The sequence below is a fragment of the Arthrobacter sp. 05T45 genome, assembly GCF_056395875.1.
On the sequence record NZ_JBFTKI010000040.1, the window covers coordinates 1 to 11222 of the forward strand.

Here is an 11222-nt window from a genome sequence, read left to right on the forward strand (position 1 = left end):
AACCCGCAACTGGGCTACGCCACAGCCACGGCCATCGCCCAGGAAGCCCTCGCCACCGGCAAGGGCGTCGCGGAACTAGTCCTCGAACACGGCCTGCTCACCGACGAGCAGCTCACCGAACTCCTCAGCCCGCACCGCCTGGCCAACCTCACCCAATAGCCTCCGCAGACCGACGACCCCGCCCGACCAGGGAGCAAGGGGCACGCCGTCGTGCCCAAAATCCCGACCGACTACAGAGAAAACGGAACTCGATGACGAGGACCGTTCCAGCACCGGGCCACCAGCCCGGCCTCTACCCAAGGACTGACTATGAAAAACAAATCAACGATGTGGATCCTGGCAGCGCTCCTGTTCGGAATCCTCAGCGGTCTGCTCTTCCACTGGCTGCTGCCGGTGGACACACGCGAATCCGTCGTGGCGGTCCTCGACACCGTGACGCACATGTTCCTGAACCTCATCAAAATGATCATTGCCCCGCTGATCTTCGCCACCCTCGTCTCCGGCATCGCAGGAGCAGCCAAATCCGCCGGGGTGGGCAAGCTCTTTGGCCGCTCAATGATCTGGTTCCTGACCGCCTCCGTCCTGGTGGGCGCGTTCGGCTTCATCACGGCCCATGTACTCAACGTCGGTGACGGGCTCCACCTGATGCCGGGAGGCGACGCGGGGATGGAAACGAAGCCCCTCGATTACCAGGCGTTCATCACCCACATCATCCCCACGAGCGTCTTCGCCGCACTGACCGAAAACAACCCCCTTCAGATCCTCGTATTCGGCGCCCTCTTCGGCATCGCCCTGCTGAACCTCCGGAAGAAGGGCCGCTCCTCCATAGCCGATGCCATCGACGAACTGATGGGCGTCATGCTGAAGGTCACCGGGTATGTGATGCTGGCGGCACCCGTCGGCGTTTTCGCCGGCATCGCAGCGGCCTTCACCTCCCAAGGTCTCGATGCGTTTGCCACCTACGCGTCGTTCATCGGCGGGTTCTATGTGTCTCTCTCGGCCCTGTGGGTCATCATGGTCGGCGTCGCCGTCGCCTTCCTCGGACGGGCCGCCTTCCGACTGGTACGGATAGTGCGCGAACCCATGGTCATCGCGTTCGCCACCTCCAGCAGTGAAGCCGCCCTGCCCAAGCTCATTGAAGGCCTGACCAAGTTCGGCATCGAGAAGCGCACCACCGGTTTCGTGCTGCCCCTGGGTTACTCGTTCAACGTGGACGGTTCCATGATGTACATGACCTTCGCGTCGGTCTTCCTGATCAACGCCTACGGCATCGACATGGACCTTGGCCAGCAGATCGCGATGACCGCAATGCTCCTGCTCAGCAGCAAGGGCATGGCCGGCGTTCCACGCGGGTCACTCGTCGTCGTAGCCGCCGTGGTCCCTGCCTTCGGCATCCCGGCCGCCGGAATTGGTGTCCTGCTGGTGATCGACCAACTCCTGGACATGGGACGCACCGCCACCAACATCCTGGGAAATGCCATCGCCACCGCGGTCATCGGCCGGAACCACGACAAGTCCACGTCCCTCCTCGAAGCGTCACGCCCGGAAGCCTCCCAGGATGCGCAGGTCACTGAAGACAGCAGGGAGTTTGAGCGTGTTCCGATGCACTGACCGGATCCCGCTCGGCCAAATTTTCAAACCTGCGAACCTACCCTCACACCGGATGAAAGGCCATGGCCAATGACCGCTCACTTTGACCTCCAGAGCCCGATGGACGTGCACCGCATTCAGCGGACGAAAAGAGCGAGAAACACTCCGATCAGATCAAAAATCATCGACTACCTGGCAAGCCATGGGGCAAGCAAAGTAGCTGACATCAGCGACGGCATCGCGTCCTCGCGCGGCGCAGTCAGATATCATCTGGCAGCGCTGGAGAGCGCTTCGATCGTCCGTTCCAACATTTCGCCCGGTGCCAGGAGTCGTTTCACGCCCTTCTACGGTCTCGCCCCTGGAAAGACGGAGCCCGCCTCCTAGCCGGACAGCGCTGACTGCAACTCTTGCGGACGACGGCGGGACCTCCCGCCGTCGTCCGCCGTGTCCTTACGGCCGGAATCTCATGTCCTCGCCCCCAACCAACCTCGCAGTTTGGGCGGGCGCCACGTCCTGGGCGAACACCCGGACGCCCCCGGCGAAGACTGGCACCTTCCCAACGACCCGAAACCCGCAGCACCAAGAACTGGTTGACGCTATATACCGCCAAGCCGGACAGCAGCACACCAAGCGTCGCTCCGTCCCGGCACTGCTCCTGCTCGCCATGGCACTCACCAACCCCGTCGTGTGTGAACTCCTCCAAATGAGCGCGCTGCTCTGGGGCATTCCCTTTATGTTTCGGCCGCCGGGGTATGGACGAGCTGAAGGGATTGTGCCCGGTGCAATACCGGGCGCAATCCCTTCAGTTCCAGCTCCTTGGGGAGCCCGTCAGGCGGCGGGTGGGGTCACTTCTTTTCAGCCAGGAACATTGCCTTTTCAAGCGGTGTCACGGTGAGTGATTTGAGTTGGGCGGTACCGCCTTCTGCAAAGAGGGCCATCTTGTCGGCTCCGGCGTTGGGGAATACCTGGTCGGTGATGGTCCGCAGACCGTCCTGGGCGAAGACCTCTACTGAGGAGCGGTCGAGGTAGACCCGAAGGGTGACGTAGCCCTTCTTGTCCAGGGTGACGGGGGCGTCCTCTATGGAAGCGAAGGACGGGTGGAACGCGGTGTTGCCGGAGTTAGTGCGGTCAACGAAGAGCTTCCCGGTCGTGGCGTCGTAGCCGATGACGGTGGATGCGGCTCCATCGCCCAGCACGGTGATGCCGGATTTCTTGGCCGTGCCCGGCGCGAAGGTGATGTCGACTCGTTGGATCTGGCCCGATGCTGAAGCCGGCAACTGGTGTGTCCCGGCGGGAATCGGTCCGCCCTTCTTATCCTGATAGGAGACTTTCCCGCCCAACTGTTCCACTTGCTTGACAGCGCTTTGGGTGAGGCGAGGGCCGTCAGAAGTCGTGGTCAGGTTGACTTCGCGGGGAAGTGCCATGGCGCTGCGCCAGGGGCTGGTGGGGATGTCATTGGCGTAGTCCCAGTTGTTCATCCAGCCGAGCATGACCCGCTTGTTATCGGGCATGTTGCCGAAGGACACGGAGGCGTAGTAGTCGCGTCCGTAGTCCAGCCAGTCATAGGTCTCCAGGGCCGACTGTGCCGGTTTCGAGGAGAGCATGAAGTCGTCCGCGAGAATGTGGCCCCAACCGAATCGGTTATTGTCGACCACTTTGATATGTGCTTGTTGGCCAACGAATTCTTTGACATTCCATGATGCCCAGTCGAGCTTTTCACTGTCGTTTCCGGTGGCCGTGCGGACCACTTGTCCGTTGACCACGAGGTTTACCGATTCCTCGTCAGACCGGGGAACGGCCGGGCCGTCAGTCAGCATGACGTGGTCAAGGGTCAGGTGTCCCCACCCGCCGGTGGCCTGGTCAACTACACGCAACTGTGCATTCTGTCCCGCGAACTCGGCGACATCCCAGCCTTTCCAGTTCAGGATTCCGGAATTGTCTCCTGCGAGGGAGCGGACCACCTTGCCGTTGACGAGCAACTGGGCGGCCAGGATCTGTCCGGAGTCCGCGGAGCGGTTGCCGCCGCCGACCAGCATGCTCATGAAATTCTTGGTGATGGGGAATTCCGGTGATGTCAGGGTGCCCTGCCGGTCATCGCCCGGTGCGGTGCCGGTCTCGAAGGTGTTGATCCGTTTGGCCCCGAGGTAGAAGTCCCCGCCGCTGGTGGAGGGCTGGAAGTTGGGGGTGAGGTCGCCGGTCCCGGTCCAGCCGGTGTCGGCCAGCGATGTCCCGGCGGGAACCTCGAAGCCGTCAAACTTGAGCTCCCCTTCGGGCGGGGTGTTGTCCAGCTTGTCGGAGACGCGGGGGTGCTTGCCACCGCCCACGAGGAAGTTCAGGTAGTCGTCGGTCACGGTGAAGTTAGGTGACTGCATGGACCCGAGCGGCCAGTCGCCGTCGTTGAAGGAGTTGATCAGGCCACTGCCGTCAAAGCCGGTCACGGGGCTCTGGCCGGGAAGGGCTCCGTTTGCCGGAGTGCTGCCGAATGGGCCGTTCTTCCAGTTTCCTGGCTCGTTGTTGACGGTCCAGCCGTTGTAAGTTCCGTCGTTGAATCCGGCCAGGACCGTCCCGGGAGGGGGCGTGGCCACGGGTTTGGTGGTTTCGGAGGTGAAGGTGGTGCCGTCGAAGTTGCCCACGAAGTACTGGCCAGCGGAGCCGCCGGCCACGCCTCCGGGGTTGATGTTGACGACCATGACCCATTTAACGTTCTTCGGGTCGCCGTCCACGGCGAGGGGAAACAGGTCGGGGCATTCCCACTGCCCGCCGGTGGCATTGGCTGGTCCGAATTCACTCAGGGCGGTCCAGTCCTTGAGATTGGCGGACTTGTAGAGGACGACCTTGTGATCCTGGGCTTCGACCGCGGTCATGAGCCAGTAGCCTCCGCCGCCGGGTTTGTTGTACCAGGAGACCTTAGGGTCACGGAAGTTGGCGGAGTTTCGGTTCAGTACAGGATTGCCGGAGTACTTGGTCCAGGTCTGGCCGTCATCGAGGCTGTAGGCCAGGGACTGCGCCTGCAGGCCGCGGTGGGGCGAGGCGTCCTTGTAGGCGCTGGTGAAGATCGCGATCAGCGGTGGGTTCTCTTTCGTACCGAAACCGGTCGTGTTGTTCTTGTCCACGACGACGCTGCCGGAGAAGATGTCCTGCTCTGCATCGGTGGAGATCGCCAGCGGCTGCTCCTGCCAGTGAACAAGGTCCTTCGATGTGGCGTGGCCCCAGGACATGTTCCCCCAGGTGTTACCGGAGGGGTTGTGCTGGTAGTACATGTGGTAGACGCCCTTGTAGAAGACGAGCCCGTTGGGGTCGTTCATCCAGTTCTTTGCCGGCGTGTAGTGAATGGCCGGCCGGTAGGGTTCGTCCCCGGGGCCCGTCGCGGCCGACGCCGGCAGGGAACCTGCCAGTGCCGCGGCCAGCGTCAGTCCCGCGAGCGTCAGTGCAGAAACGGCATGCGTCCTGCGGGTGGTCGTGTTCTTCATTCGTTTGATTCGCCCTTCGTTGCGCGCGTCGTCGGTAGACAACGTTGTCAGTGCGAAGGACACTAAGTGATGTCCGTCAGACAAGTCAACGGTTTTGGCGGCGCGGGAATGAGGCCGCCCGCCGCGCGGCTGAGCCGGGCGAAGCGATGGGCGGGCAGCAGAAAATTCCCTCCCAGCGGCAGGGCTGGAAGGGTTATTTCCGGCAGGCGGCTCCGTTCAGCCGTCTCCGCGGGTCCTGGACGCAGCAGCTCCCGCCGACCGTGGATCGGCTGGATTTGGCTGAGGGCTATTCCAGCGGCAGAAGCCAGGTCAGTTCCGAGGCGTCGCCTTCGATATGGCGGGCCAGTTCCTCGTTGAATCTGGCGCCGTAATCGGCGCCGATGTGTTCCTGGAACGCGGCTTCATCGCGGTAGACCTCAAAGACAAAGTACTCCCGGGGGTTCTCTTCCCGGGTGCAGGGAAGGAACAGCTCGTTGCCCGGTTCACGGCGCACATGCCGGGTCAGTTCGAGCATCATTTCAGCAACGCGGGCTTCGCTGCCGGGCTTGACGGTGAACTCGGCATACAGGGTCTTGGTCATCATGATCCCTTTCAGGTCGATGGGTTCGAAATATAGTTCAGGAGGCCACCCCTGTCAGGCCGGAGGGCGCAGCTCACCGGAACCTCGTTGTATGAGCTCAGAAGGGACAACATAGGTATGCGGGGGCTGCTGGTCGCCATCGATCCTGGCCAGGAGCCGCTCTGCTGCCAGCTTCCCGATCCGCTCGGGGTGCTGGGCGATGACTGTCACGCCGGGATCCATCATGTCGGCAAGCGTGAAGTCATCGAACCCTATCAAGGCCACGCGTTTGCTCAGCCCGAGCTCTCCGAGAGCGCGCATGGCGCCGAACGTGATGAGGTTCTGGCTGGAGAAGATCGCCGTCGGTGGTTCGGCAGCGGTGAGAAGTTCCAACGTGGCCAATCTGGCCGATTCCTCATCGTGCAGGTTTTCACGGACGGGAATCGTGGAGGTGGGAATTCCCTGCCGGCCGATCTCCTCAATGAACCCCCGCCGGCGTTCCCGGGCGGTCTGGATGTCTGTGCGGTCCCCCAAATAGGCGAGCCTGGTGTGGCCGCGGCTGATCAGGTGAGCGGCTGCCCTCGCGGAGCCTGCGGCGTTGTCGGTCACGACGGCGTCTGCTTCCACTCCTACCGGTTCACGGTCGATGAAGACCAAAGGCAGGTCACGGGAATGCTCCGGGATCACATACGCCTGGCTCCTGGCGATGGGCGTGAGGATGAGCCCGTCGACACGCCGCCCAAGAAATGCCGCCACGATGTCCTGCTCCCGCTGGGGGTCATCGTCCAGGCTCGCCGCAAAGACCGCGATTCCCCTGGCCCCAAGAGCATCTTCTATTGCCCGGTTGATCTCGCCGCTGAACGGGTTGGAAACACTCGGCAGCAACAGCCCGACCGAGAGCGTCCTTCTGCCCGCGCGGCGCAGGCTGCCGGCCGCCATGTCCAGTTGGTAGTTAAGTTGCCGGGAAGCGCTGAGCACCTTGTCGCGGGTGGCTTCCGATACGCCAGGTTCGTCATTGATCACCCGCGAGACGGTCTTAATTCCTACGCCGGCAAGTGCAGCCACATGGCGCATCGTCGGGCGGCTGGCGGAAAGGGCCGGCTGGCCACGATTGGACATCGTTGTCAAAAAAATCGCTCCTTCTCATTGCATCTATTGACTCTCCGGTGTGATGCTGATTACATCGTACATGACATCGTTGTCGAGGCCAGTGAGGGCCTCAAACACCAGGAGATTCAATGTTGAGTTCCAAAGCACCCCGTTCAACGGCCACCCGCCTGTTCGCTGCAGGAGCAGTGCTGACTCTGGGAGCGCTCAGTCTTTCTGCCTGTGGTGGCAGTTCCCCGTCCATCTCATCAACCGGTAGCTCGTCAGGGGACAAGGTCGGTGTCTCCCTGATCGTGAAGACGACGACCAACCCGTTCTTCGTCGCCATGGAGGACGGGGCGAAGAAGGCGGCCGAGGCCGGCGGCGTGGACCTTAAGCTCGCTGCGGGCAAGGCTGACGGCGACGAGGACACCCAGATCCAGGCCATTGAGAACGCGATCTCCAAGGGTGACAAGGGCATCCTGATCACCCCCAACGGCCCCTCCGTAGTGGACGCCCTGAAAAAGGCCAAGGACGCCGGGCTCTTCGTCATCGCTCTGGACACCCCGCCGGATCCCGCCGACGCAGCCGACATCACGTTCGCCACTGACAACTTCGCCGCCGGGGAGCTGATCGGCAAATGGACCGCAGCTCAGCTGGACGGGAAAAAAGCGACGATTGCCCTCGTCGATCTCTTTGATGACAAGGTCGTCTCGGTTGACTACAACCGGGACCAGGGCTTCCTGACCGGCCTCGGTATCGACACCGCGGATAAAAAGAAGAACGGCGACGAAGCCAAGACCGGCAAGTACACCGGCGGCAAGGGCGGCGACTACGAGATCGTCGGTAGCCAGGCCTCCCAGGGCGCCGAAGACGGCGGACGCACCGCCATGGAAACCCTCCTGGCCAAGAACCCGAACATCAACGTCGTCTACACCATCAACGAACCTGCGGCAGCGGGTGCCTTCGAGGCACTGAAGGCCGCCGGCAAGGAAAAGGACGTGCTGGTCGTCTCGGTGGACGGCGGTTGCACCGGCGTGAACAACGTCAAGTCCGGCGTCATCGGCGCCACGGCCCAGCAGTACCCGGTCAAGATGGCCGAACTGGGCGTCAAGGCCATCGTTGACCTCGCCAAGACCGGCCAGAAGCCGGCCAACTCACCGGGGCTGGACTTCTACAACACCGGCGTCGAGCTCGTCACAGACAAGCCTGCCGACGGCGTGAAGAGCATCACCACCACCCAAGCCTCCGACATCTGCTGGGGAAAGTAACCCACCCAGCTTCACTGCGGGGCGGGGACCCGGCGCCCGCTATCGGCCTCCCCGCCCCGCATCTCCCGAGCTAGGGCCTCCCCTAGCAACCATCACGGAAGATCAGGACCAATCGTGACCCAGCAACAGACCGCCGGCCCGCCCAGCGCCGGGCATGCCGACCTGGCAGAGGAATTCCTTGACCGCCAGACACCGCTCAGCCGGATACGCAATATCCTCCACCGCTACCCCGCCCTCAGTCCCGCCATCGTACTTCTCATCGCGGTGGTGGTGTTCGGCCTCCTCAATGACAGGTTCCTGCGGGTTGAAAACCTCTCGCTGATTACCCAGCAGGTCTCCGTCGTCGGCACCCTGGCCATCGCCCAGACCCTCATCATCCTCACCGCTGGCATCGACCTCTCCGTCGGCGCCGTCATGATCCTCTCCTCCATGGTCATGGCCCAGCTCGCCGTCAACAACGGACTGCCCGCACCTGTTGCCCTGCTCGCAGGCCTGGTCGTAGGACTTGCCGCCGGAGCACTCAACGGATTCCTGGTCACCAGGTTCCGGCTCCCGCCGTTCATCGTCACCCTCGGCACGCTGAACATCTTCATCGCCCTGACACTGCTCTACTCCAACGGAGCGACCGTTCGCGGCTCGGCCATGCCTCCCCTGCTGACCTGGACCGGCACCACCTTCCCGCTCGGCCCCGTGCGGATCTCCACCGGCGTCGTCATGATGCTCCTGCTCTATGTCGCGGTCGCCTTCATCCTGGGCAAGACGGCCTGGGGCCGGCATGTCTACGCCGTGGGCGATGACAAGGAAGCCGCCCGCCTGGCTGGCATCCCCGTCAACCGGGTTCTCATGAGCGTCTACCTCGCCGCCGGCGCCGTCCTGGCCGCCGGCGCCTGGATCCAGATCGGGCGCACCAACGCCGCCAGCCCCAACGCCGGCGTAGACCTGAACCTGGACTCCATCACCGCCGTCGTGATCGGCGGAACCAGCCTCTTCGGCGGCCGCGGCTCCATCTGGGGTTCACTGCTTGGAGCGCTGATCGTGGGTGTCTTCCGCAACGGCCTCTCGCTCGCCGGGCTGGACGTGCTGTACCAGACGCTCGCCGTGGGCGTCCTGATCATTGTTGCTGTGTCCGTCGATCAGTGGATCCGAAAGGTCAAGTCATGACCACGACAGAATTTGAAGCCCCCCACGTCGCCACGCGCGAGCCCATCCTGCAGGCCCGGAACCTCGTCAAGACTTTCGGCCGTGTCGTGGGACTGGACGGGGTCAGTCTCGACCTCTACCCGGGCGAAGTCCTCGCGATCATCGGCGACAACGGCGCAGGCAAGTCAACCCTGATCAAATGCCTCACCGGAGCAGAAGTCCCGGACTCCGGCGAGCTCTTCATGTCAGGACAGCCCGTGCACTTCAAGCGGCCGCAGGACGCCAGGGTCCACGGGATCGAAACCGTGTACCAGAACCTCGCCGTCTCACCGGCCCTCGACGTCGCCTCGAACTTGTTCCTGGGTCGGGAGGAAAGGCGTGCGGGACTCCTCGGGAGCGTCTTCCGGATGCTTGACACCAAAGGTATGCGCCGGAAGGCCAAGGAAGAGCTGACCCGGTTGGGCATCTCCACCCTGCAGGACGTGACAGTGCCGGTGGAGAACCTCTCGGGCGGCCAGCGCCAGGCTGTCGCCGTGGCCCGCGCCGCAGCGTTCGGCTCAAAGGTCGTTGTGCTGGATGAACCGACGGCGGCACTTGGCGTCCGGGAATCGAACCAGGTCCTCCAGCTGGTCCGGGACCTTCGCGACCGAGGCCTGCCGGTCATCTTGATCAGCCACAACATGCCCCACGTCTTTGACGTAGCGGACAGGATCCACATCCAGCGCCTGGGCAAGTGCGCTGCCACCATCACTCCGCAATCACACACAATGACCGACGCAGTGGCGATCATGACCGGCGCAGCCACCGCCTGATGGCCGGCTAGTAACCTCCCGCTCTACCGGAGCTCCCTTCTCCGTCCGCGGACCTCCCCCAGGTCCGCGGACGGATCCATACCGGGAGTTCCCATCATCACCATCCCACGAGAGACAGACCATGGATTACCTCACAACAGCCCGGAACGACGCTCACCAGACGCTCGACGTCATGGTCATAGGCGAAGCGCTGATCGACGTGGTCACCACGTCGCACGACACGGTGGAGCACCCCGGCGGCTCACCGGCCAACGTCGCTTACGGACTTGGCCGCCTCGCCGTCACCACAGGTCTGCTCACGGCCATCGCCCCGGACGCGCGTGGGATTTCCATCGAAAACCACCTCAGCAGTGCAGGCGTCATACTTCTGCCCGGATCAAAATCCCTCACCAAAACGGCATCGGCCACAGCAACCCTTGGACCCGACGGCTCCGCTAAGTACGACTTCGACATCTCCTGGGACCTTGCCCCGACAGCCCCCGCCTACTTCCCAAAAATCCTGCACACCGGATCCATCGCCACTTTCCTTAATCCCGGTGCCGGCGCCGTGAAATCCCTGCTCGAACAAGCCCGCACACACTGCATGATCACCTATGACCCGAATATCCGTCCAGCCCTGCTCGGCAGCCACAGGGAAGCTTTGGCCACCTTCGAAGAGCTCGTGCCCCTAACCGACGTCGTCAAACTCAGCGACGAAGATGCCTACTGGCTGTACCCCCAAAAAAGCCTGGACGAAACCGCAGCACACATCCTCGGTCTGGGCGCCGGACTTACCGTCATCACCAAAGGCGCCGACGGCTCACAATTCACCACCCCCGCCGCTAACATCAGCATTCCCGCCGTGAAGTCCAAAGTTGCCGACACCATCGGCGCCGGGGACTCCTACATGTCCGCCCTGATCCTGGGTTTTCTCACCCGAGGAACCGAAGGTTTCGCCCCAGCTGTCTTGGAGCAGCTTGGACACACCGCAGCTGCAGCCGCGGCCATCACCGTGCAGCGCCCGGGAGCAAACCCCCCGACCCTGGAAGAACTCAACATCGCAATCGAAGCCCATTCCGGTGCCCAATACGGGGGTTCCTGAACCACCTAATCAAATGACGGTTGTCCCGGATACCGCTCCTTCAGCGCCACCCTCGCCCGCCTCCCAGACCGGAAAATCCTCTACTGACGCCGGGATTCCGGATTCGCTTATGCCCCGCCGGCCAAACTGTTCCGCTTAGGCAGCTCAACCGAAACGCAAAACGGATACTTCGTGTGTGGCAGTCCGACCAGGTCAGCTCCCCCGAGGCCCTAG

Annotated in this window: 9 protein-coding genes and 1 pseudogene; 7 read left to right on the top strand and 3 right to left on the bottom strand. The window is 63.0% G+C overall.

Going from position 1 to position 11222, the window contains the following annotated elements:
* The 3 genes and pseudogenes from aspA to AC1DGD_RS21815 all read left to right on the top strand — a co-directional run.
* Positions 1 to 159: pseudogene (gene aspA, locus AC1DGD_RS21805) on the top strand (aspartate ammonia-lyase); the annotation flags it as partial.
* A gap of 150 nt (positions 160 to 309) precedes the next feature.
* Positions 310 to 1611: a dicarboxylate/amino acid:cation symporter gene (locus AC1DGD_RS21810; RefSeq protein WP_476858237.1), complete on the top strand. Its 1302-nt coding sequence runs from the start codon at positions 310 to 312 to the stop codon at positions 1609 to 1611.
* 99 nt (positions 1612 to 1710) lie between these two features.
* Positions 1711 to 1974, top strand: coding sequence for a winged helix-turn-helix domain-containing protein (locus AC1DGD_RS21815; protein ID WP_476858254.1), 264 nt, complete (start codon positions 1711 to 1713; stop codon positions 1972 to 1974).
* Positions 1975 to 2435: 461 nt separating this feature from the next.
* Here AC1DGD_RS21815 and AC1DGD_RS21820 read toward each other — a convergent pair whose 3' ends face one another.
* The 3 genes from AC1DGD_RS21820 to AC1DGD_RS21830 form a co-directional block, all read right to left on the bottom strand.
* Positions 2436 to 5060: a GH32 C-terminal domain-containing protein gene (locus AC1DGD_RS21820; RefSeq protein ID WP_476858238.1), complete on the bottom strand. Its 2625-nt coding sequence runs from the start codon at positions 5058 to 5060 to the stop codon at positions 2436 to 2438.
* 286 nt (positions 5061 to 5346) lie between these two features.
* Positions 5347 to 5640, bottom strand: a complete 294-nt coding sequence (locus AC1DGD_RS21825; RefSeq protein ID WP_028275207.1) for a putative quinol monooxygenase — start codon at positions 5638 to 5640, stop codon at positions 5347 to 5349.
* Positions 5641 to 5694: 54 nt separating this feature from the next.
* Entirely contained in the window at positions 5695 to 6693 is a 999-nt protein-coding gene (locus tag AC1DGD_RS21830) for a LacI family DNA-binding transcriptional regulator (RefSeq protein WP_476850951.1), read from the bottom strand.
* A gap of 164 nt (positions 6694 to 6857) precedes the next feature.
* Between AC1DGD_RS21830 and AC1DGD_RS21835 the strand changes: the two genes are divergently transcribed.
* The 4 genes from AC1DGD_RS21835 to AC1DGD_RS21850 all read left to right on the top strand — a co-directional run bounded on the left by AC1DGD_RS21835 (position 6858) and on the right by AC1DGD_RS21850 (position 11009).
* The gene (locus tag AC1DGD_RS21835) at positions 6858 to 7976 is read left to right on the top strand and encodes a substrate-binding domain-containing protein (RefSeq protein ID WP_476858239.1); all 1119 of its coding nucleotides are present in this window, start codon (positions 6858 to 6860) and stop codon (positions 7974 to 7976) included.
* Positions 7977 to 8090: 114 nt separating this feature from the next.
* Positions 8091 to 9137: an ABC transporter permease gene (locus AC1DGD_RS21840; RefSeq protein WP_476858240.1), complete on the top strand. Its 1047-nt coding sequence runs from the start codon at positions 8091 to 8093 to the stop codon at positions 9135 to 9137.
* Positions 9134 to 9928 carry an ATP-binding cassette domain-containing protein gene (locus tag AC1DGD_RS21845; RefSeq protein WP_230011630.1) on the top strand — a complete coding sequence of 265 codons (795 nt, stop codon included), beginning with the start codon at positions 9134 to 9136 and terminating at the stop codon, positions 9926 to 9928. Before AC1DGD_RS21840 ends, AC1DGD_RS21845 begins: the two co-directional genes overlap by 4 nt.
* 121 nt (positions 9929 to 10049) lie before the next feature.
* A complete protein-coding gene (locus tag AC1DGD_RS21850; protein WP_476850805.1) occupies positions 10050 to 11009 on the top strand; it encodes a carbohydrate kinase family protein in 960 nt (319 codons plus the stop codon).
* Positions 11010 to 11222 lie beyond the last annotated feature (213 nt).

What these genes read in the sequence shown, in the direction of transcription:
- AC1DGD_RS21820 (WP_476858238.1), bottom strand. Translation starts at nt 5,060, where the DNA reads ATGAAGAACACGACCACCCGCAGGACGCATGCCGTTTCTGCACTGACG.
- AC1DGD_RS21830 (WP_476850951.1), bottom strand. Translation starts at nt 6,693, where the DNA reads ATGCGCCATGTGGCTGCACTTGCCGGCGTAGGAATTAAGACCGTCTCG.
- AC1DGD_RS21845 (WP_230011630.1), top strand. Translation starts at nt 9,134, where the DNA reads ATGACCACGACAGAATTTGAAGCCCCCCACGTCGCCACGCGCGAGCCC.
- AC1DGD_RS21835 (WP_476858239.1), top strand. Translation starts at nt 6,858, where the DNA reads ATGTTGAGTTCCAAAGCACCCCGTTCAACGGCCACCCGCCTGTTCGCT.
- AC1DGD_RS21810 (WP_476858237.1), top strand. Translation starts at nt 310, where the DNA reads ATGAAAAACAAATCAACGATGTGGATCCTGGCAGCGCTCCTGTTCGGA.
- AC1DGD_RS21850 (WP_476850805.1), top strand. Translation starts at nt 10,050, where the DNA reads ATGGATTACCTCACAACAGCCCGGAACGACGCTCACCAGACGCTCGAC.
- AC1DGD_RS21825 (WP_028275207.1), bottom strand. Translation starts at nt 5,640, where the DNA reads ATGACCAAGACCCTGTATGCCGAGTTCACCGTCAAGCCCGGCAGCGAA.
- AC1DGD_RS21815 (WP_476858254.1), top strand. Translation starts at nt 1,711, where the DNA reads ATGGACGTGCACCGCATTCAGCGGACGAAAAGAGCGAGAAACACTCCG.